Raw genomic sequence first — 24,428 nt, 5'->3', positions numbered from 1 at the left:
TATTTTAATATTTGTCATTTTATAGTCATATATCCAAACAAAACTATTTTTCTGCAATTCATATTTTTTTGACAAGAATCATTTTGTTATTTTTCATAACAAAAATGATGTCAATTTATTTGATATGGAAAGATTAAATATTGTGGTTTCTGTTTTTTTGTAGTATATTGAAGGTGCTAATAAACCATATAGTATTAAATTTCTAAAATCGTTTTTGTTATGATGAATTATTATTTTAAGTGGATTCGTTTGTATTATTTGTTGTTTGTGATGGGTTTAGGTATTATAGGGGGGGGGTAATTTGTTTGGGCAGATAGACCCCATTCCGCCCTGCGAAAACCTTGGACTTCCCGAATGTTCCATGATATGTAATCCTAATTTTGAAGCACTACAATGTACTGAACTTGTCTACAACCCTCAAGTAGGAGTTATTCCTTTTTACAGAGGAATTTTTGACAATCTTCCTGAAAATCAACAATACTGTATAGCGTTACCTGGTTGGGAAAGTATTTATGGAACACCTGATTATTCAAATGCAAATGCTAATAATGACGCTTTGGATACGCCAACAGATAATAATCAAGTAGCTATTGGGGCATTGGGAAATGATGTTCCCGAACTTAACTGTTTCTCAAATAGCTGTGGTGAAGGTTTTGTCAATCAAGTTAATATTTTGCCAAATAAAAAATATATATTGACATATATAAGACAAGTTCCTTTGTTTTTTCAAGATCCTGACGATGGCAAAAAGAAACAAGCCACTGACCCCTTAGATTTTTTAAAAGTTAACTTGACTAATTTTTCTGAGGTAACATGGAGCAGCAATTCTTATGATTTGACTCAACAACCCATTAATTTTAGAAATTTGACAACTGAAACAAATCTACTTGATACTGGATGGGAAAAAAATATAGTGTGTTTTGAAACGAATTCAAATGAGGTGTGGGATGCTTTATATGTTTATGTAGAACAGATGCCAAATTCTACTCTGACATTTGCTTATTTGGATCAAATAGAATTAATCGAAGATACTTTTGGTAAAATTGAAGATTATGAAGAAACAGTTGAGTGTGGAGAGTTTATTTACATTGGGGTATTTGAAGAATTGTTGTGTACAGGTATTAGTGATATGCACTATATATGGGAAGAATCGGTAGATGGCATTAACTGGACAAGAATAGAGGGAGTAGATGATGAGCAATTCATAGAAATTAGCCCTACTCAAAACACTTTTTATCGATTTAGCAGAAAAATTGAAACGGAAGAAGACTACAATATTATTGGAGATTTTACTTGTGTAGAAGATGAGAATGTAATAATAACTGTAAATGTATCAGATTTTCCAGAAGATAACGGAATAGGTTGTTGCCTTGGAAATGTCGAATTTGACTATACTTCTCTAACCGCCAATACAGGGTCAGAAACGTGGACAGATGCTAATAATTCATTTAATTTGAATAGTCCTGTTCGCATCAATGGCGATTTTGTAGTTCCTTCAGGTGCAGATTTGCGAATTGACGGAATGACCTTTGAGTTTGGAATGAATGGTCGAGTGATTGTAGAACAGGGAGCTAAACTGATACTTTCTAACAGTATTTTTACTGGAGATTCTGATTGTCAAACTATGTGGCAAGGAGTTCAAGTATGGGGACCTGGCATGGGAATTTCTCAAAACTTTCCTAATACGGGGTACTTACTTGTAGATAATAGCCGTATAGAACATGCTTTGGTAGGGGCCGCAGGACGGGAAATACCTTTGCTGGTTTTGGATAATCTCGATATTCAAAGTTGGCAGGACGTAGTTTCAAGTGATGTTTTAGTAAGCGAAAACCATTTGATATTAAATGCTTTATTAGAACCTGCTTCAAATGGTGGTGGCTACATTAAGGTTACCAATAATTCTGTTTTTCAAGATTGTTTTTATGGCCTTCATTTTGGTTTTTATGATAAAGCAATTACAGGTTTAGACACACAAATACAGAGTATTTCCAATAGGTTCTCGGTAGAAAATTCGGTTTCCTTCAATTCTAGCGGTGCGATACGATATCCATTGAGTGCGATTACTAACCGAACGGAAGCAGGAATATATAACTTAGAACTCCGAGTAAGGTGTTTGGTAAATGTTAAAGAAGCAAATTTTAGTAACTTAAAACATGGCGTATTTGCTAATTTAGCTCCTCATGAGCGGTACACCAACTGTAGTTTTACGGATTGTCATCGAGGAATAACTGCTGCAAATCAAAATGACGTGTATGTATTTTGGGTGAGAGATAGTCAATTTTCTAGTTGTGACGTAGGCATTCAAGCAAGCAATACAAGTATTGCTATTCACTCAAATGAGATTACAGGCGTTTCTATGGTAGATTATAGTGCGGGCATAATTGCAAGAGGAAGTGAATTTGAAATTGGGGGACAACAAGAATCGTCGAATTCGATTAATAATGTCTCAATTGGTGTGCTTCTCATAGAAAATGATGCGTGGAGTGGTGTTGTACGGAACAATGTAATTGCGGATACATGGTTGAGTATTATTGGAGGGGGAGGAAATATTGGTACACAAATATCTTGCAACGATTTACTCAATTATCAGTCAGTTGGAATTGGGCTCACTGGATGGATAAGTGGGGGAGTTGGAATATTGCCACAACAAGGTGATTGTTCTTTCGATAGACCAGCAGGCAACTTTTTTGAACAAACAGGTTTTTTAGAGGATATTTATTTAGGAGGAAATGCTCTCGGGTTTGATTATCACGATATCAATGCCAGTCAGTTGAGCGCAAACCCACTTGTTAATTTAGTGGAGTGTGATAATTTTCAGGGAAATATAGAAATGCTGTGTGAAGAGGAACTTAGACGTGTTAGGATTGATGACATTCCTACTTTACAGACTGCTGCTGCTAAAAATCAAGCTGCTGCTGAATGGTACCGCTATTTTATAGAAATAGACGAAATAGACAGCGCTCTATATGTGTTAGAAGTAGCAGATACAGAGGTTACCAAACGCAAGCAGATTCCCTATAAGTTGGCAGAAGGAGATCTGACCAGTGTGAGCCAACTACTGAGTACTTTACAAAGAAATACACAAGCTGAGCAAGACTTCTATGATGTACACAATTTGTTGTTGTCCTTAGCACAAAATAACAAAAGTATTTATGAATTGAATACTGCTCAATATGTTATTTTACAGAATATTGCTCAGCATCAAACAAAGACCGCTTACAAAGCGCAAGCATTATTGTATATGGCTGATGAAGAATTGTATCCTTTGACATTGCCTGATTTGAGCTTTTTGCAGATAGGAGGGAATAAACATAGAGGAGTTATAGAAAGAAATCGCTTTATGCAAATTACCCCCAATCCTATACTTCAACAAGGGATTATTCACTATATTCTGCCTGATAGTCAAGAAGGTGTGCTGCAATTGTATGATGTAAATGGTCATTTGGTTACTGAAGTAACTGTCAGTGGAACAGCAACCCATTGGATAGATACTACAAGCCTATCCAATGGGTTGTATTTCTGCCGATTGTTGGTAAAAGGAAAGATTCTGGCTCAACAAAAAATATTAATTACCAAGTAATTCATTTTCAAATAGAAAGACGATAAGGATTACTTATCGTCTTTCTTCTTCTTATTTTTAATATGAAAAAAATCATTGTTTTTGTGTTGTTGATGTATATGATTATGCCTTTGATGGCACAGACTAAATACTTTACTAAAAACTATGGATGGTCAGATATTCATAGTGGGAGAGATGTGAATTATATAGCTGACAATTATTATTGGCTATGTGGCTCTTTTGCAGATTCAGAAGTAACAAAGATTAATTCCTTCTGCTTTCAATTTAATAATAATGGGGATACATTAAACCTTAAAACTTACTATATAGATGATTATGAAACTATTATACAATCAAGTTTACAGAAAAAAAATGGTTATTTATTAGTAGGGGATGCTCGTAAAATTTCTACTCAAAAAATAGCTAGTTATAGCATTATGCTTGATTTTGATTTTAATATATTGTCCTTCAATGGATTAGGTGATGTGATTTACAATAACCGTACTTTAAGTGCTACACAAACTACAGATGGAGGTTATTTATTGGCAGGTGAAATATGGTCTGACCCAATTGATGTCAATTCTTTTTATAGCAACCCTTATTTAATTAAGTTGGATTCTCTGGGCAATGAAGTATGGAACAAAATATATCCTTATCCCTATTTTAGTTGGTTTCGAGAAATCAAAGTTTCGCCACAAGGCGATGGATATTATCTGATAGGTACGATTGAATACAGATATGAGCATGGAGATATACTGTTGTTGAAGATAGATGAAGAAGGGGAAGTGATATGGGAGCGTACTTTTAATTTGGGTTATGAGGATTGGGGCATCAAAATGAATTTCACTATGGACGGTGGTTTTTTGTTGTCAGGACACAGCGGTCTTCCTATCAATTATGGTACTATCATCAAACTCAATAAACATACTTTTGAAGAATGGCGAAAAGATGACGAATTGTTTTTTAATGGTACGGTGACAGGACTAGTAGAGTTGTCAGATAGTACGATTATTGTTAGTGGACATGCAAGTGATTATTATCTTAGCGGGCAGACAAGTACAGATTTTGAAGTAATGATAGCGAAATTAAGCCCAAAAGGAGAAGTATTGTGGTCGAGACATTATGGAGGTAATCGAAATGATTTGGGCTATGATTTGGTATTGACCAATGAAAGAGCAGATGGACTGGATGGTTTTATTATTAGCGGAAGAACCGAGAGCCTACCCGAACCTGGCGCCAACGTCTATCTCGTCAAAACCAACTGCATGGGTCTCCTCACCGAACCCCTCACTTCCTTCTCCGCCGAACAAGACCCCGAAAACCCTCTCACCTATCACTTCACGAATCACAGCGAATACGTCTATCCCGACAGCATAGACGGCGGACATTTTTTGTGGGATTTTGGCGATGGTGCGACTTCGGAGGAATTGCATCCGAGTCATACTTTTGCGGAGAAAGGCGAATCTCGCATTGTGACTTTGACCGCCATCGTTTGTTCCGATACTTCTCGATTTGACATCAAAGTGGTGACAGGAGAAGAAATTGTAGGCATTGAAGGAGTGGACGGATTGCCTGCTTTTTCCTTCAAAATGTATCCGAATCCTACAAGCAGTGGACAGGTGTTTTTGGAGTACGATTTACCTAAGGAAGGATTGCTGCAATTGTATGATTTGCAGGGGAAAGAGGTGGGGAATTGGATATTAGGTATTAGATATTCGCAGGTGGATTTGGATTTGGGGGATTTTGTGGAGGGGATGTATTTGTATCGGTTGACTTGTGGCGGGGCGTTTTTGAAGGGAGGGAAACTGGTGGTGGAGTGAAACTTTGGCAACGGTTTCCAACCGTTGCCAACAGTTGAACGGATAGTTTGACGAATGGTGGCGTGTTTTCAAGGGAGGGAAACTGGTGGTGGAGTGAGTTCACTCAAACGCTGCCAAGTTTTAGAAATGTTCCGAAGAAGTCGGTACAATTTTTAATTTTGGCAACAGTTAAACGGAATATCGAAACAAGAATTTAGGTTTTCGGAAAAATTTATTAATTGCGTTTTTCTTGTTTTTGTAGTATATTGAAGCAGTTATCAAAATCGGATTTTATGAAGATTGTAACCTAATATACAAACAAACACCGTCTAATTTCTACAAATGGCAGTCATTGTCCAACTATTTACCATCTTTTTAGGGCCTTACATTGGTATTCGCTTGTTTCGATTGTTTCCGACCATCAAGTGGTTAAGCCCTGTCGTTTGGTCTTATGCATTGGGCATTATTTTGGTCAATATTCACCTTTTTTCGATTGACACACAAATAGCTACCATAATCAGCCAAGTAGCAGTTCTATTGGCCATTCCAATGCTTTTATACGCTACCGATTTGATTGCTTGGTTCAAACACGCACGAAATACAGTGCTTTCTTTTGGACTGTGCGTTATTGCAGGTACTATCAGTTCGGCTTTGATGGCTTTTGTATTTCATGATTTTGTAAAAGATACGTGGCAATTATCGGCTATGTTGGTCGGAGTTTACACGGGAGGTACGCCCAACCTCAATGCTATTGGATTGGCATTGAAGGCAGAAGAATCTACCTTTGTATTGCTAAATGCTGCTGATACCGTTTGTGGGGCAGTTTATATTCTATTTCTAAGCTCCTTCGCTCCTACCCTACTCGCCCGATTCTTTCCCAAATTTCAACTTCCAAAAAATACATCTTCCGAAAACACTCCCATACAACCCAACAATCAGCCTCATTCTCAAATACCTACTCTTTTATCTTTCCTTCAATGCTTTGGTTTGACCTCACTCATCATTGCAGCCTCTGTTGGCACCACGTATTGGGTCAGTGGAGAATTGGAGAATATTGTGTTGATTATCTTATTACTGACAACCTTCAGCGTATCGGCTTCCCTTTTACCTGTTGTTCGGTGCATCAAAGGCAGTTTTGAAATTGGGGAATACCTGCTCCTGATTTTCTGCGTGGCAATTGGAATGTTGGCAGATTTCTCCAAATTAATCGAAGAAGGTGGAACGGTTTTGCTGTTTACTGCCTCTGTGATGGGCTTAGCCATATTGCTGCATTATGGATTGGCTTTGTTATTTCGCATTGACCGAGATACAGTCATGATTACTTCAACAGCAGCGATTTACGGGCCTGTTTTTGTCGGCCAAATTGCCAGTGTTATCAACAACAAAAGCCTCGTTTTTTCGGGAATGGCAACAGGATTGGTGGGTTATGCGATTGGAAATTATTTGGGGATTGGCTTGGGATATTGGTTGAAGTGGTGCATGGGGTGAGTTTGAAGTCAATTTTTGAAGGGCTATTCACCATTTATCCAAAAAAAATAAACCAGAAAATTCGTCAAAAATTCCCTTTGATAGCCTCTGCAATTTCTTCAAATTCTTCTTTCTTCAACTTCAATTTTTTACCAAAGTTGATGACTCCTTTTTCGTCCAATGGCACCAAATGAATATGGGCATGAGGTACTTCCAAACCCAACACGGTCATACCAATGCGCTCACAAGAAATGGTTTTTTCAACAGCTGCTGCCACTTTTTTGGCAAACACCATCAAGGCACTCATGGCATCGTCTTGTATATCAAAAAAGTAGTCAATTTCTTTTTTGGGTACGACCAAGGTATGCCCTTTGGTAACAGGAAAGATGTCTAAAAAGGCAAAATGATGCTCGTCTTCTGCAATTTTGTAGCAAGGAATCTCCCCTGCAATAATTTTTGAGAAAATACTGGACATAGTTCTGTAAACAATTGAAGAATGGTAAAAAATTAAGTTCCGTATTTGAAGTGAAGACTTTTGAAGTTTACTTTTTGAAAAAGGCTGGTTATCCTCCAATGTGATAGATGCATTTTCAAAACAAAACTTCAAAAGTCTAAATTATGGACTTAAATTGTTGGCTATTCGTTAGTTGAAATTTCTGGTCTTGCGTCCATAGTGTTTCTACATCGTAATTTCTAAAATCTCAAAACTAATAGAACCCGCAGGCACACTGATATCCACTTTATCCCCCACCTTATGCCCCAATAAGCCTGTGGCAATAGGAGAGCTAAACGAAATTTTACCTTCTTTTAAGTTTGCTTCACTTTGAGAAACGATTTGGTAGTCAAAGATTTTATTGAATTTTAGGTTTTTCACTTTTACCTTCGAAAGAATCATCACCTTAGAAGTATCCATTCTACTGGGGTCCAACAAACGAGCATTGCCAAGTTCCTCCTCCAATTTTGCAATCTTCATTTCTAGTAGTCCTTGTGCTTCTTTTGCCGCATCGTATTCTGCATTTTCCGACAAATCACCCTTTTCACGAGCCTCCGCAAGTTGTTTGGACATAGCAGCCCGACCTTTGGTTTTCATGTGATGCAGTTCCTTCTTGAGTCTCTCTAAGCCTTCTGGCGAATAATATTTAACTGCCATTTTCGAACAGATTTTTGATAAGTTAACATAAAAAAAGAAACGTTTCTGGAATTCAGAAACGTTTCTCTACTCTATAACGCAAAATTAACAAATATAGTTGGAATTAAAAAAAGCTTTTATTCCAACTCTCATCCATAATCAATTCCCAAAACAGCACATATTCTATCAATTCTTATAGAAATGAGCAGTTTTTTGAACTTCATTAAAGGTTGAGTCGTACTCCAATCGTGTGATTGTTGTTGTAAGAAGCTGTTCCTCTATAAGCATAGTCAAAGCCAATAGAAGATCCACCTTCTTTGATGGGTACTTCTACGCTTACTCCTGCGCTCAATCCTGTAAATTCGGAAGTACGCTGGGTAAAGTCTAAATCGCCATCTATTCCATCCTCATAGCGATAAGCTGCTCTTACCGAGAATCTTTTGTTGTAAGTATAACTGATACCAGCACCTAAATAATCCTTGTTGAAAGCATTTGAGGTAAAGTTTCCTACAAAACTCAATACATGCCTATCAGCAGAATCTAAGTGCATATCATAGCCAACGCCAATGTTCAATACAGAAGGCAATTCAAAACGGTCTGCTTGATTGTTCACCGTAATGTTGTAACCACCATTAACGGGTAATTTTACAGACAACCCATCTCCTTTAAACTGCAATGGAGTTCCAATATTTCGCAAAGATACGCCAAAGTGAACATTGTCTTGAGGCCCTGTGACGTACTGAATCCCCATATCAAAGGCAATACCACTAGCGGTTACATCAAAAATAGATTCGCTAATCATTCTACCCACAAAACCTACGTGAATACTATTGGAGAAAGAGCGAGCATAAGAAACCCCCAAGTTCACCAATTGAATCTCAAACGTAGCACCTGTGCCACCTTCGGGTGCAGAAATGGTCGTAACATCCTGTTCTCCAAAGCCCATAGATACCACATTGAGCCCCAAAACACCTGATTCACCCATGCGCTGTCCAAAACCAAAAGCACTCAGAGAAACACCGCTACCACTCAAGTATTGTGTACTTGAAAAAAGCACTTGTGTTTTTGATTCTTCATTCATACTTCCTAAACCCATACGGGCTAAGCCACCAGCATTGAGGCGCATGGCTTCAATGCCCTGTACCGTCGCTGAATTCATGCTATTGAAGCCGCTACTACGCGCCCACGGGTTCAACAACAACTCCATTGCTCCTGCTTGTCCTACCCTGTCTGTATTTCCTGCCTGCGCATCGGCTACGAACAGGATAGCGCATAAAGAGAATAAAATAATATAGTTGATATACTTCATATCGAATTTTTTATTTTAGAAACAAATGAGGAGTCGGCATCAAAATAATGGTAGTTGAGCTACTCCAACTCCTCATTCGATAAATGATTAATTGCTGTTCTTTGTTAGAAAATATCAAGGTCTAATGGGCGGTTGATACAGAAGAACTTAATGGTTGTTTCTTCGCCCAAATCAGGAGCTGATATACGGATAAGATAAACACCACTAGCTACTGGAATACCTTTGTTGTTCTTCAAATCCCAATCAACAGAATTGACATTTTCTGTACCAGAAAGATTCCCCACACCCGTTTCTACGCCATTGTTGTCAACTTTGATTTGTTGTACCAAAGAACCGTCTAAGGTAAAAATATCAATATTAGCCCGAGTAGGCAAGTTAGTGATTCTTACACGGTTATCCAACTGACTTGTTTCGTAAGCAGAGAATGCGTAGTATGGATTCGGAACCACTTTCACCAAATCTACCGCTTTTGCAGCTACATCCGTTTGATTTACCAAAGGAGCGTATTTCGCAAAATTGAAGCGATACTTCAATGGTTCTGCTGCTGTTGTTTCTTTGTAAGCTTTAGCAACCCGCACTTTCATGCTTACCGTTGAAGGAACGATACCGTTCTCCAAAGTTGCCAAATCAAAACCAGGAGTCAAGTAAGGAATTGCTACCCACATCGCTTCATCATACACTGCTTTTTTCATGCTAATGCTGTTTGATAGAGCAGATTCTACCAACATGCTGCGGTAGCGTTCTCCTTCGTCGTATCGAGAGTTCATCACATACACATAATGCTCTCCCCCAACTCTTGTTGCATTTGCACCAAAAGCACCAGAAGAAGTAATCAGTGTAGAAGTAGGATTCCAGATCATGTCTTTTCCATTTTCACTCCCTAAGAAAGAGTTCTCACTAAACATGATGTTCAATCGCTCACCCGTTTCTACATTGATAGCGTATCCAGGAAACCAAGAACGTCCAATATTTGCAGCATCATACAACTCTCCTTCATTTAGGGCATTAATACTTGTAGCTCCATTGATATCAGTTGGTTTGAAGAAAGTATTGGCGTTTATAGTGATTGTTTGATCACTACTATTTTGATAAGTAATGGAAGAAGCAGAAGTACCGACGACATAGTAGGTGCGTCCAGCTTCAATACTAGTTACAGGAGATACATAACTCGGTGTATTCCCGCTTGCCTGAGCATCCCAACTTGCATGTCTTCTGATTCCGTTTTTCGTAGCTCTACCTTGTGATAAGGCTGCATCACGCGCCATTTCAATCACCACTGCTTTGGTCCACTTTGTTTTATCGGCAGTCAATACAATATCAATGCTCGAAGTTTGCGGAAGGGTATAAGTTGGATCAGGATTCGCACCATAACAATCAGTACAGGCAGGAGCAATAGGAGAATTGGCTCTAAAGCCACCCAGAGCTGCGCTGTTGGCATTGGTCAAAGAATAAGGAGCGATAATACCACCACCAATGGTTTCATAGTATTGATTTGCATCATGGAACTCCGTTTTTGTCCAACCATTGTCATTGATTACACTATTCATCTCATCTTTACTTGTGCCAGAACGAATCCAGTTGAAGATAGAATTAGTATTGTCATCATCTGAAACCAATGTTACCCACACATTCTGAACATCTGCAAAAGTCACAGTTGCGCCTAACACACCATCTACATCTCTACCAGGTTCAGGTACTTGATTTACATTTACAGTAAAACCTGCAATGGAACTTTCAAGAATATCTCCTTTCCATTCACCTACAAACTGCTCATTACTTTGACTAATTGGACGCAAAGAGTTATCAGAATCTCCTGTTGTCAAATTCTTCAAAACCCATCCAGAATTTCCATCTACAATCGTCTGAGACCCCACATTATTAATGGTCAATTCAAATTCAGCATTGGGAATCCTTGCAGGATCAAAAATTTTGATATCAATTGGAGTGCTACCACCTACATACGTTGGATCTACTGCAAAGCCATTTGCTAAAATCTCGTCAATACTTTCTTGGGTCAATTCCAAACTATTACCTCCATTTCCAGTACCTGAAACCTGAATGACATCAGGCCCATCGCCATAAGCTGCATTCAAGGTGATACCATTGGATTGAGGTGTAGGAATATGTGGAATACCTGTATAAACCCGCACGTTGTTTCGACCTTCCAAATAAGGTATGCGTTGAGAAGTTTCGTCAGGTGCGTTTGGATCATAAGGCGTATGTGCATTGTAAGAGTATGCCACTGCAGTAAAATAATATTTGCTATTGTTGTTCAGTTTTGAAGACCCCAATGCAAACAAGTCATTGGTAATACGGAACGTATGACGAATACCTTGATCAGGTCCATCTACCATTACTTCTGGTATCAATGCTCCAATGTTGGCATCTGTATTGTAGTTTATCAATCTATCTACTCCATTTTTGATATCCACAATCGCTATCAAACGAGCATTGTCTGGGTCTTCCAACGCAGTCACAGTAGGTGCGCTGAGTTGATAGATTTTATAACCTTCAAAAATATACGTAGAATCAGGGAAACCTTGCTTTGCCAAGATAGGGTCTGCTTCTTCATATCCTTCATTGGCGTTATTTGAAGTAGTTTCATTGTTCCAAAGAGATAAAATCAATTCTTGGTCCAATTCTCTAATTGCAATATTAGGAGCATCAGGACCATCTGTCAATTTAAAATTATTGTCAAACAAAGCCTGTGCTTTACGGTCAGCTTGTTTCAAAGCATCGAAGGAAGGACAAGGATATTGAAAACCTTTGTCAATCCAAACTACTCCAACAATCACATCATTGACTGCACCTGGCTCCAAACGGAACGGCCCAGATGACTGCAAGAAACGACGGTCAGCGGGAGAATTGTTTTCAGAACACTCCGACCAACCTTCGCTATCAGTTGGATCACCTGGGAACATATAGTCACACAGTTCAGTTCCACCACGTGCATTACCTCCACATGTAAAAGGTTGCCCATCTTTCCAAACACCTGCCATATAACCATAGAAGTGAGAGGCGTTTTCAGGATTACCAATTACGGTAAAGTCGTTGTTATAATACACAAAGGCAGACATACCGATTTCTTCCGAAACCTCTTCTCCTTGATTGTTAATAAAGGTACGCTTAGGGCCTCGGAAAAAGTCCACACCTAACATAGGAGGGCTGTTGCCATAGTCACCATCTTGAGCATCTCCATTATAGACAATACCCAATGCTTCCTCAGGAATGCAGCCAACAAAGTCATCGTCAAACTGTCCCAAGTCAGGATCTACCCATTGTCCAAAAAAGGTACTATCTGTTGCAAAGGTTGATTTATTATCAACATTGTATTTGTAGAAAGTCATGTTGTTCACCTCATCATTGGTCGCAAATGCAAACGCCAATGCACTTACTTCCAAACCAATGGCTTCACCATTGGTTTCGGTATGTACATTACCTTTATCATTGAACATCCACCAAATCATTTGGTCACCAAAAACTCCTTCTACTTCTGAATCCAATACAGGATAATCTCCTTTTGTTGGATCATATTCATCAGGATTGCCGTCGTTGTCCCAAAAAGGAGCCAAGTTTTTATTGGCAGGCAAAGAAAACCCATTTTGTTCGATAAACCACGGATTGTTTTTACCAGGCCATGCCAAAATACTTGCAGGAATTTGAGCAAGAGGAATACTAATATTATTGCTACCGCCAGCTGCTTCTTTTGCTTCCTGTACTCGACCGAGGTATAAATTTAGGTCTGTACCTTTTACTTCCCAGAATCTATCAAACTGGGTACAAACAGCTTCTTCAATTTCACCATTTGAATCCAAAGGCCCAGGCCAAAAGTCATTACCACTTTGACGGTACGTTTGCGCTGCTATTTTTAACTGATTGAATTGGTCAATACCTCCAATCCAAAGTGCTCCTGCAAAAAGAGAATTTTTAGAAACCTCATCAGAACCAGGAGGAACTCTAGGTACTTCGTAGTGATTTTGAGTAGAAACAGGATCCCACCAAACGTCACCGCCTGTCAGTACCCTTGCTCTTACATTGTTGATGTTCAAATCAACCTGAGCCGTAGCAGCATTACAGTCCGCTACCTTTCCAATCGGAGCATCTGTATTTGCTGGCACGCTCGGAATACCTATGTTTTCCTTTGCAGAAAGTGTCCAGCAATAGCAGAAAGCCAAAACTAAGAGTATGATTTTTTTATTATACATAGGACATGTTTATTTTTTAAAATTGTATTTTTTCTATAAACTTCAAATATTAGAAATCAGGGGTCAGATTTTTTAACAAAATCAGCCCCCTAATTTCTGACATCTTATATACTAAAATCCGAAAATCAGCCCTAAACGAATACGTCGAGGAATGCTGTAATTGTTTGGATTTTGTACTTTGATATAGTATTGATCCAAGAATGCTTGTGTGCTTACTTGAGAATCCAAGGTTTGTAAACCATCTGGAGAGGAAACATAACCATCATCTAATGGACTACCTGTATAATCATACACATTGATGATATTTTTAGCATCCAATACATTTTGTATTAAAAGATATGCATTCAAAGAAATATCAGACTTACCCTCTTTCTTGCCATTCACGATTTTGAAATCTTTCTCTAAACGAGCATCCATTCTAAAGCTCCAAGGCAAACGTGCACCATTGACAGTTCCGTCAATTGAAGGGCGAGTCTGAACACCAAACTGAGCATCTGGTGTTGCATTGGCCTGTTGGGTATAAGGTGTACCCGAACGACCTCTCACAATAAGATTCAAACCTGCATTGGCGAAAATATCACTGTTGCCAATTTTAGGACCATTGTAGTTTTTGCCTTCACCATAACGGAAGTCAAAATTCAAATTGAGCATGTGACGAGAATCATAGCTCAACGGGAAGATAGCACGTAGGTTGGGTTGTCCAAACTGAATTAAGTTCGCTTGTGAACGATCTCCAGAACCTGTACCTTCTGCAAATTGCAGAGTATAGTTTGCAGTCAATTGTACGTTTTTGCTTCTACGCAGGTCGTAAGCAACCTCCAGACCTTTTACCGTACCAAAATCTATATTCGCATACGTGGAATATTCATTTGGATAAGCGAATGGCACACTTTGTACTTGCACCATGTCTTTCAACTCTCTATAAAAACCAGATAAAGTAAGAGCAGAAGAATTGGTTAATTTTTGTTTGAAACCAATTTGATAGTCAATCGTTCTCTCTGGCTTCAAGTTAGGGTTGTCCAATACACCACTCAATGCATTGGCTTCAAAGAAGTACCAAATATCAGGAGTAGCACGGAAACGGTCTTGTGGACGTTGAGAAAGTACATCGTAGTGGGCAAAGAAAATAGCTTCGTCAGAAATATCAAAAGAGAAAGAAATACGAGGCATAAAGGTCACTTGTGGCTCATAATCTTCAAAAGCCAATGAAGGATTGTAGTCATCATCATCTCTAATGCCTGCTTGTCCTTCAATCAAAAACGGAATAGGAGAAGAACCTCCTTGAAGCAATACCCGTGGGTCTTTCAAAGCTTCACCATTTTCGTCATACCATTGATCTCCATTTCTATATCCTACTATATCCGTAGCATCTGCATTGCCATATACCACAAAGTCTTCTCCAATAGTTGAAGGATGTGAAACAGCTTGTCCACCTACTTGCGTAACTTCGGCAGCTCGTTTCACACCATACAAAGGCGAAAATTTATCTTTAGGAACTTGAATGTTTGCATCAAAACGGTCAACACGTAAACCAATATTGAAAAGCAAATCTTTCAGGTAGAATTTGTCTTGAATGTACCCTGCCATATAGATAGGTCGAAGCGCATCAATAGGTCGTGTTCTGATACCTGTTGAAGGATCGGTTGCACGCCAAAAATCTTCGAAAGTAGGTTGGTCAGAAGATTTATTACCCAAATAATCGTAACCATAATAATCTACTACACCAGAATTCCCACCTGTTCGGTACAATTCATCCGCAGAAAACATATCCAATGAATAGCGGTCAGGTGTCACATTGAAGGGATCTATGAACTCTGTTTCCCCAAAACCCAATCTTTGACGGAAAGTTCGGTCAAAATAATTGTTGGGGTCATTTGTCAATGTATTGATGATGTCATAAGTAATGGTATCATTGGAGTTAAATATTTTGTCTATACCATTGTATTCACTAAAGGGAATACGCTCACCATCAATAATCAAATAAGTAGATTCAGCACTCTTGTCTAATGCCAACCCCCTTTGAGGAGCAGCAATCAACTGGTCTGCGAGTGTCCACAAATCATTGGGTGTAATCAACCAACTTCTGTCAACACGCTGTTCGTATTCAAATCCAAATTGGATAGAATGTTTGTTTCTATCAGATGCTCCAGTTTTTCTAAGGTCAAAAGCACCATTAAAAGTCAATCGGTATTGATCTGAATCATCTGTTTGGTAAACACCATAAGGATTGCCTGGAGCGTACCAAAGGTTGTAGGTCGTAGAAAGAGAAGTCGAAACAGGCCCGTTTAAAATACCATTGTTCAATAATATTTGGTCACGAGTTTGGTAAAACTGTTCTTTGTTGTCGCCAGCCAAAAGAAAATACTGCTCATTGTGTCTGGACTTCACAGGGTTGATATCCGAAGGTGTATAAGTCACCAAGGTATCTTGGAAACCTTGCAACTCCCATCCTTGAATAGATACGCCATTCGCCAACTGTTTCACCGTTTGGGCATAGTTGGGCGCACTGTAAGTATTGAACTGTCCTGCATAACCGTATTCAAAGAGTCTGTCTTCAAAAATTGGGTCTTGTGCTTTGAGTAATGCTTTGGTATAGTCAAATTGAAGCGAATAAAACGCATTTTGAAGTACCGATGGTTTTTGGTCTTCTCCTTCTACGGCTTCTCTATTGGCAAATCGCTGCGTAAATCGTCCATACACTCGATAAACGGTATTGGCGATTTCAGGAGAGTGGTCTGCATCGAATAACTCATAACGTCGCATGAAATCTCTAAAGGCTACAGAACGACGACCAGTACCTCCACTATTGTAGTTGAAGTTACCACCGAGTGTAAAGTTGAAGTTTTCAACAGGTTGAAAATCTACTTTACCTGCAAAACTGTATTCCGTTTTTGCTACATTGTTTTTGGCATCAATTTTTTCCAAATCATCAAAAGTCACAAAGTCTGAACTTTTTTGGAAACCACTGACTGTTTCTGAACGACTCAAAGGGTTGTCGATGATGTTTTGCAAAACATCGTCTTTCACCTTCCATGTACCGATAGCTGAAGGGTCATCGTCTTTCTCATAGAGGTATTCACCCGACATGAAAAATCCAAGAATGGCTCTTTCTCCGTCTTGTCCTTTATTGGCTTTCAATATTGGACCTGACAAACTAAAGTTACCCAAACGATAACCATAAGGGTCTAATCCTTCAGATGTGATTACTTCTAATCCTCCTGCTAACGTAGTAGAAGGGCCTTTGGTAGTGATGTTGATAATCCCTCCTGTAGCATCTCCATATCTTGCAGGAACACCTCCTGTCACAACTGTCAACTGCTCAATAGAAGTAGCGGGAATCGCACTTGTACCACGAACTTTGATACCATCGATGTAGTAGTCAGTAGCTTCTTCACGTGCACCTTTTACATTCAGTCCACTGTTTTCATCTGCTTGAAATACACCTGCAGCAGTACCTGCAATGGAGTTTACATTTCGAGTAGGCATAGACTTAATCTGTTCTGAAGTAACTGTTTGTCCACTTGAAGTTTGGTCGGACTGCAATAGAGGAACTTTATACTCTACTACTTCAATAATATCAAGTATTTCACTTGAAGTTCCCAATTCTGCATTCAAAAATGTTGTTTTGTCCACATTCACTTGTACACCATCTACCTGTTTGGTTTGAAACCCCACATAAGAAAAGGTAATGGTGTAAGCACCTGGTCTGATGGAATTGAGCGAATAAATACCATCAAAATCAGTGGTTGTACCCACTAAGTTGCCACTGATATTTATAGATACATTCACAAACGGAATCGTTTCGCCTGTTTCGGCGTCCGTAACTTTGCCCTGGATTTCGCCAGTTTGAGCATAAGCGAAACTTGCACATAGCAAGGGCATAAAAAACAAGAGTAATAATCGTCTTATCATAAGTGTACTTTTTTGGTTAATATTGAACCTATGACTAAATTTTATTTTTTGTTGTAGGAAAGTCCCACAAATATAGTTAAATAATAAGGCTTCCTGTTTAGATAGAATGCCTGTTTGTTTATTTTATGACCAACTAAGTGCATCAATTAGTTGCAATCAATTGACTTTAATATTGCAAAATCTGTCTTACAAATGTCGAAATAGATTTTGATTCTTTCACCCAATGGCGAAAAAACTGCTTTTTTGTTGAAAAAAAAAATACTTTATTTAACCTTTATCAAAGCAAATTCATCTCTTACTTAATAGAATTATCTAATTATAGATGCTCGTATTCAACCTTTTATCTTCAAACACATATTTAAACTTATCGTTTCAATAGCGCAATAAAATTAAGGGTAAATTGTCTAATAGTTGCTATCTGCTAAAATGATATTCGTTGAAAAGACATATTTTGCTACTGACAAAATAATGACAACTCAACAAAATCTTCTACGCTTAATTGTTCAGCTCGTTTATCTTTTAAGGTATCAAAAAATATCGTATCCGAAAAGGAAACTCCCTTCAATGCGTTGCTCAGTTTTTTCCTTCTTTGTCCAAAAGCCAGCTTCACTATTTGCCTCACTTTTTTGTAGGTGTATTTTTCATCAAAACGGGTGTGACGCTGTAAACGAATGACGGCTGATTGCACCTTAGGAGGTGGTGTAAAACAATCATTAGACACTTCAAAAAGGTATTCTACATCGAAGTAAAGTTGTGTAAGTACACTGGTGACACCATAAGTTTTGCTACCAGGTTTTGCAGCAATACGTTGTGCTACTTCTTTTTGAAACATACCGACCATTTGTGGTATTTTGTGGCGGTATTCAATCATCTTGAAAATTATTTCTGTTGAGATATTATACGGAAAATTGCCAATAACGCAAAATGGGTGTGTAAAAATAGTTTCTAAGTCAACTTTTAAAATATCTTCGTGAATGATATGGTCTTCTAACTGTGGAAATTTTTTGAGTAATAATGCAGGAAGTCGCCTATCCAATTCTACTACATAGAGTTCAATATTGGGCAAATCTAATAAATATTGAGTTAAAACACCTTCTCCTGGCCCGATTTCTACCACTGTTGTCATTGGATTTTCACCCAATTGCAGGCTGTGAACAATGCGTTGTGCAATATCCTGGTCATTCAAAAAATGTTGCCCTAATGATTTTATCTTTTTCATCTCTTTAATTCCTTAACTTTGTGCTTTCTTTTATCCAAAATAGCAACTATGCAATTATATAGTACGCCTTCTATCTACAAGCCATTCACCTGTATTTATTTAGCAGATGAAGGTACAGATTGGGAGCAATCATCCTTGTCTTCCCAGCAAATAGCCTATATTCACCAATGTATTGAACAAAAAATAAACTTCATTCACCTCAATGAATCTGGGCATTCTACTTTTATAGTAATCATTGAAGCAAAAGCGGATGTTTGTGACGCACAAGAGCAATGGAGAAATCAGGGTGCGAAACTAAGCAAAAGCATTAATGATTTAAAATTGTCGGGAGTCAATTTATGCAATCTTAGTAGAGAATTAATGGTTACTTGGTATTTTGCAGAAGGTTTAGCATTGTCTAGTTACCAGTTTTTGAAGTATCGAAAGAATTCGGAAAAGGAAAAAAATCTTTTTGAGCATTTATATATTTTGGAGAATAGTCTGTCTAAACCACAAGTTGAAGAATTACAATACTTAGTTGAAGGAGTTTTCTTTGCAAGAGATTTGGTGAATGAACCCTTGTCTTACCTCACTGCTTCAAAATTTGGAGAATTGGTGCAGCATTTAGGGGCTGAAGTGGGTTTTGAAGTTGAGGTTTGGGATAAGGCTCAAATTGAAGCGGCTGAAATGGGAGGTATTTTGGCAGTGAATCGTGGAAGTATTGACCCACCTTCTTTTTCTATTTTGAAATGGCAACCTGATAATGCGGTTAACGAGCAGCCAATTGTATTAATTGGAAAAGGAGTGGTGTATGATACAGGTGGATTGAGTTTGAAGCCTACGGAAAATTCGATGGATTTTATGAAAAGCGATATGGGGGGAGGTGCTGCGGTTGTAGGTGCATTATATGCCATTGCTAAAAACAAACTTCCTCTAAATGTGATTGGTTTGGTTCCTGCTACGGATAATCGCCCTGGGCAAAATGCATATGTGCCTGGTGATGTGGTATTGATGCACAGCAAACTGACAGTTGAGGTATTGAACACGGATGCGGAAGGCAGAATGTTGTTGGCAGATGCACTGAGTTATGCACAATCACTGAACCCAAAATTGGTAATTGATATCGCTACGCTTACTGGTGCAGCGTTGATGACTATTGGTACGAGTGCTATGTTAATGATGGGCAATGCAGAAGATTCGGTCAAGACTATGCTGCGTGAAAGTAGTTTTAATGTGCACGAGCGTTTGGTTGAAATGCCGCTTTGGGAGGATTATAAAGACATGTTGAAATCCGATATTGCTGATTTGAAGAATATTGGGGGGAAGTTTGCGGGAGCAATTACGGCGGGAAAGTTTTTGGAACATTTCACGAATTATCCTTGGATACATATTGATATGGCTCCAATGGGGTGGAATTTTCAGACAAGTGGCTACCGTATCAAGAATGGTTCTGGTGCTGGTGTGCGGTTGTTCTATGATTTTTTGAAGAAACAATTGAGTAATTAAAAGAAAATCAAAATTGAGCCTGATGGAAAATACAAATAAAAAAAATAAGGATGGCGGTGATTCCGAAATGCCTAAAGTCAAGATTGGTATTTCGATTGGTGATATCAACAGTGTTAGTACTGAAATAATTATCAAGACATTCAAAGATGAGAGAATGTTTAAATATTGTGTTCCCATTATATATGGCTCATCAAGGGTGATTTCCTACTACAAAAAGGTACTACAAGATGATGATTTTAATTACAATATTATTACTTCGGTAAAGCGTGCGAAAGAAGGTGTCTGCAATGTATTGAATTGTTGGACGGAGGATGTTCCTATTACCATCGGTCGTCCAAATCCTGTTGTTGGTAAATTTGCGCTCAGAGCCATTGAGTCTGCAATGTATGATTTGAATGAGGGGGAATTGGATATGATTTTGACTGCTCCTGTTAACAAAAGTCTGTTGAATACCAGTGAGAATCCTTTTCCTGGGCATACTGAATACATCACCCAAAAATTTGAAGGTTCGGCAAGTATGATGTTTTTGGTGAGCAATCAACTGCGTGTGGGGTTGGTGACAAATCATGTGCCTGTCCAAGACATTGCTAAGAACATTTCGGAAAAATTAATCATGAAAAAACTACGCATAATGCACGATTCTCTAAAAAGAGATTTCGGAATTGTGCGACCTAAGATTGCAGTATTGGGTCTTAATCCTCATGCAGGTGATAGTGGGTTGATTGGACATGAAGAGGAGGAAATCATCATCCCTACTTTGGAGAAGGCAAAGAATGACAATATGTTGGTGTTTGGTCCTTATGCTGCTGATGGTTTTTTTGGGATGGGTCTCTACAAACAGTTTGATGCTATCTTGGCAATGTACCATGACCAAGGCCTGGTTCCCTTCAAAACATTGAGTTTTGGGCATGGAGTGAATTTTACGGCTGGATTACCTATTGTGCGGACTTCTCCAGATCATGGTACAGCTTATGATATTGCAGGCAAAAACATTGCTTCGGAGCAGTCTTTTAGAGAGGCTATCTTCATGGGAATTGATGTGATTCGTCATAGACAGAATTTTGATGAAATGAACGCAAATCCATTGAAGAAGGCAAGTAGGGTCAGAGGGTCGTCGTATTCGGATAAAAATATAAGAGAAGATAATAATGAAATTTTGGAGGATGAAAATGACTTGATTGAAAAAAATAACTAATGTGAGTATAACAATTTTACTGCTTTTCAAGTTATAGTGCTAAAAAACTGATTCCATATTTAATAAGTCAAATCAATTTGATTTTAATTACCAAGTCAAAAGACTTAATATATTGATAGTAAATAAATTATATTTTGAATGTAATTTATCACAAAATATTCATTATCAAATGTTTTAGATTATTAAGTCTTTAATCTTTTGCCCAAAGTCTAAAAATTGTTCTGCTTTGAATTTGAGTTTTCAACTAAGGTATTCACCCCATTCAAATCCCATTTAATTATAATGAAACAGCCTATAATAAATATTTGCTTCATTGCCCTTTTTTTAGCAGTTTTGGGCACTACACATACTTTTGCTCAAGCAACCTACAACATGGGCAATAATACTGTAACCGACTGTGAAGGAACACTCTATGACAGCGGAGGACCTATTGGTAATTATGGGCCTAATGAAAATTTCACCTTCACGATTTGTCCTAATTCTGCGCCTAATTGCATTCGTTTATCGCTGGGAACAGTATTGGTTGAATCAAACTTTGATGTTATTGAGGTATTCGATGGAATGGATAATACAGCACCACAGTTATTGTTTCACAGTACAGGCTTACAGACTATTGCAGACCTCCAAGCATATAGTGGTTGTATCACGGTTGTTTTTAGCTCCGATACAGATACCCAACTTTCAGGTTGGGAAGCAAACTGGTCCTGTTTTACAGAAGATTGTCCTGAAGTCGAATTGCTCCCTACCGAACAAGATTGTTTGGGAGCTATTCCACTTTGTTTGGGGGAATATTCCGAAACAAATTCCTTTTTAGGAGAAGGAAATGTATTGGATGAAATTAGTAAAGACAACACTTGTTTAGTAGGCGGAGAAAAGAACAGTGTTTGGTACACTTTTACTGTATTGAGCAGCGGCGATTTGGGCTTTACCATCACTCCTAATGATTTAAACGATGACTATGATTGGGCGGTTTTCAATATCACCAATGCTGGTTGTGAGGAAATTCCGACCAACCCTTCACTTTTGATGAGTTGCAATTATTCCTCTACCGCAGGTGTGACAGGTGCTACTGGTGCTACCAATCAGAACAGTGCTCTTGGAGAAGACCTTAATCAAAACGCACTGATTCCTGTTCAAGAAAACGAAACCTATGTCATCAATGTTAGTCAGTTTACGGTTTCGCCCAATGGCTATACCATCAATTTTGATTTTTCTACAGCAGTTATTTTTGATGACGAACCTCCAAGTTTAGAAGGAGCAATTTTGTGTGGAGCAAACAACCTCCGTCTCAAATTGCCAGAAAATGTATTTTGTAGTACTGTCACAACAGATGATTTTGAATTAGTTGGACCAGATGGCAGTCATACCATTATGGGTGTTAGTTCACAAGCTTGTCTAGACGGAGCAGAATACGACCGCTACTACAATTTGCTTTTTGAACCTGCCATTGAAGTGGCTGGACAATACACACTTTCTCTTGTCGGAAGCATTGAAGACTTATGTAACAATACTTCCACCAACGGTACTCAGTTGGTTTTCGACATTAGCGAAGCAGATATTCGCGTGCCTGTGGAGGACTTGGACGTTTGTGAAGGAGATGATTTGACCCTCATCATAAACAACCCTGCCGATACCTACAATTTTTACTTGGACAACAGTTTGGATAGTTTGTTGGGAAGTGGCAACCAATTAGATGTTGGTCAATACATCACTGCTATAAATACACCTTTTTTATTTTACATCACCAAAGTAAACGATGAGTGTAGCAATGTGCCGACCGAAGTATCCGTGATTGTTCGGGATGTAGGTGTAGCGAATGTAGCTTACGATAGCCCTATTTGTTTCGATGAAAATTCTCCACCTGCCCTACCTACATTGAGCGCAGAATCTACTCAGGGAGGAACTTTTTCTATCAGTGGTGGAGCATTGATAGATGCTGCAACAGGCGAAATAGACATCAGTTCTACCATTGCAGGCAATACTTATACCATCACTTATTCGACCCCCAATTCCAGTTGTAGTGTAACAACAACAGCAGATGTAAGCATTGTAGCTCCTCCAACATTAACCATTCAAAATTTGGACAATGGATATTGTGAATTAACTGGCGATATTCCTCTCACGGCTACTATTGCTGCTGCAGTTTTTGCAGGGCCTGGCATCAGTAATAACTCCAATATCTTCAATACCAATTTGGCAGGAATCGGCACACACGAGATTTGTGCCACTTATACAGACCCCGTGACGGGTTGCCCTACACAAGATTGCCGATTGATTGATGTATTTTCAGAACCGACCGCAGTTTTTTCTGTTGCTTCTTCTGCTTGTATAGGCGAAGAGGTGAACATTGTTTACAACGGTAATGCAAATCCAAATACAGCTACATTTACATGGAATTTTGGCGATGGCACACAAATAAGCGGCAATGACTCCAATCCCGTAGTACAATGGACTACTGTCAGCACTCAAACCGTTTCATTGACCGTAGAAGTAGGCGGCAACTGCTCCAATGTGGAAACACAAGACATTGAATTAGTATCAATTGAAGTAAGCAATGCCGCACAAGATACACTCATTCGCCCTGATCAAAGCATTACATTGGGCGTTGATGCAAGTATCAGCAATGGCAATCCATTGACTTATATATGGTCACCGTCTGATGATTTGAGTTGTAGCAATTGTCCTAATCCTATTGCCTCCCCCAATGCTTCTACCAATTACAGTGTAGTCATTTCAGAATTGAATAGCAATTGCTCAGTGTCTGCCACTTATAGAGTCAATGTGGTACAAGAGAGCAGAATCGCCATTCCAAAAGCTTTTAGCCCAAATGGTGATGGCTTCAATGATGAATTTAGGATTTCGCTGAGAGACTTTAGAGAAGCGGAATTTGCAATCTATGACAGAAGTGGCAACCGAGTTTTCGAAAGCCAAAATCCAACGCTCAATGGTTGGGATGGCACTTACAAATTTGAACCGCAAAACATTGGAGTATATGTGTATTACTTGGTTGTCACGTTCAACAACGATGACCAACGATTGTATCAGGGGAATTTGACGTTGATTCGATAGAAAACACTGTTTTCCATAAAAAAAAAGAGAGCGAATAATTGTAACAATTATTCGCTCTCTTTTTTTTCTTAAATAGGAGT

At 38.6% G+C, this 24,428-nt stretch carries 12 protein-coding genes; 6 read left to right on the top strand and 6 right to left on the bottom strand.

Annotated features, from left to right (window positions below; all coding sequences use genetic code 11):
* The first annotated feature begins 301 nt into the window (after nt 1-301).
* The 3 genes from R3E32_22090 (at nt 302) to R3E32_22080 (ending at nt 6,846) form a co-directional block, all read left to right on the top strand.
* Entirely contained in the window at nt 302-3,580 is a 3,279-nt protein-coding gene (locus tag R3E32_22090; GenBank protein ID MEZ4887439.1) for a T9SS type A sorting domain-containing protein, read from the top strand.
* Nucleotides 3,581-3,642: 62 nt separating this feature from the next.
* Nucleotides 3,643-5,379, top strand: coding sequence for a T9SS type A sorting domain-containing protein (locus R3E32_22085; GenBank protein MEZ4887438.1), 1,737 nt, complete (start codon nt 3,643-3,645; stop codon nt 5,377-5,379).
* Between the two features lie 321 nt (nt 5,380-5,700).
* Complete coding sequence (locus R3E32_22080) at nt 5,701-6,846, top strand: DUF819 family protein (protein ID MEZ4887437.1); 1,146 nt, start codon at nt 5,701-5,703, stop codon at nt 6,844-6,846.
* A 64-nt stretch (nt 6,847-6,910) separates the two neighbouring features.
* On the opposite strand, the gene R3E32_22075 is transcribed toward R3E32_22080, so the two are convergent.
* From R3E32_22075 to rsmA, 6 genes are all read right to left on the bottom strand, one after another.
* Nucleotides 6,911-7,300: an HIT family protein gene (locus R3E32_22075; protein MEZ4887436.1), complete on the bottom strand. Its 390-nt coding sequence runs from the start codon at nt 7,298-7,300 to the stop codon at nt 6,911-6,913.
* A gap of 204 nt (nt 7,301-7,504) precedes the next feature.
* Nucleotides 7,505-7,975, bottom strand: coding sequence for a transcription elongation factor GreA (gene greA, locus R3E32_22070; protein MEZ4887435.1), 471 nt, complete (start codon nt 7,973-7,975; stop codon nt 7,505-7,507).
* A gap of 202 nt (nt 7,976-8,177) precedes the next feature.
* Entirely contained in the window at nt 8,178-9,263 is a 1,086-nt protein-coding gene (locus R3E32_22065) for a PorV/PorQ family protein (GenBank protein ID MEZ4887434.1), read from the bottom strand.
* Between the two features lie 104 nt (nt 9,264-9,367).
* Nucleotides 9,368-13,468 (bottom strand): hypothetical protein, encoded by a 4,101-nt coding sequence (locus R3E32_22060; GenBank protein ID MEZ4887433.1) that lies wholly within the window; start codon nt 13,466-13,468, stop codon nt 9,368-9,370.
* A gap of 111 nt (nt 13,469-13,579) precedes the next feature.
* Complete coding sequence (locus tag R3E32_22055; protein ID MEZ4887432.1) at nt 13,580-17,380, bottom strand: carboxypeptidase-like regulatory domain-containing protein; 3,801 nt, start codon at nt 17,378-17,380, stop codon at nt 13,580-13,582.
* 454 nt (nt 17,381-17,834) lie between these two features.
* Nucleotides 17,835-18,599, bottom strand: coding sequence for a 16S rRNA (adenine(1518)-N(6)/adenine(1519)-N(6))-dimethyltransferase RsmA (rsmA, locus tag R3E32_22050; GenBank protein MEZ4887431.1), 765 nt, complete (start codon nt 18,597-18,599; stop codon nt 17,835-17,837).
* Nucleotides 18,600-18,647: 48 nt separating this feature from the next.
* On the opposite strand from rsmA, the gene R3E32_22045 reads away from it, so the two are divergent.
* The 3 genes from R3E32_22045 (at nt 18,648) to R3E32_22035 (ending at nt 24,348) form a co-directional block, all read left to right on the top strand.
* The gene (locus tag R3E32_22045) at nt 18,648-20,084 is read left to right on the top strand and encodes a leucyl aminopeptidase (GenBank protein ID MEZ4887430.1); all 1,437 of its coding nucleotides are present in this window, start codon (nt 18,648-18,650) and stop codon (nt 20,082-20,084) included.
* A 22-nt stretch (nt 20,085-20,106) separates the two neighbouring features.
* Complete coding sequence (gene pdxA / locus R3E32_22040; protein MEZ4887429.1) at nt 20,107-21,279, top strand: 4-hydroxythreonine-4-phosphate dehydrogenase PdxA; 1,173 nt, start codon at nt 20,107-20,109, stop codon at nt 21,277-21,279.
* A gap of 282 nt (nt 21,280-21,561) precedes the next feature.
* Complete coding sequence (locus tag R3E32_22035) at nt 21,562-24,348, top strand: gliding motility-associated C-terminal domain-containing protein (GenBank protein MEZ4887428.1); 2,787 nt, start codon at nt 21,562-21,564, stop codon at nt 24,346-24,348.
* Nucleotides 24,349-24,428 lie beyond the last annotated feature (80 nt).

It is taken from the genome of Chitinophagales bacterium (genome assembly GCA_041392475.1).
Taxonomy (GTDB): Bacteria; Bacteroidota; Bacteroidia; order Chitinophagales; family UBA2359; genus JAUHXA01.
The sequence above is the reverse complement of the archived record's forward strand: the minus strand, read 5'-3'. Positions and strand labels throughout refer to the sequence as shown.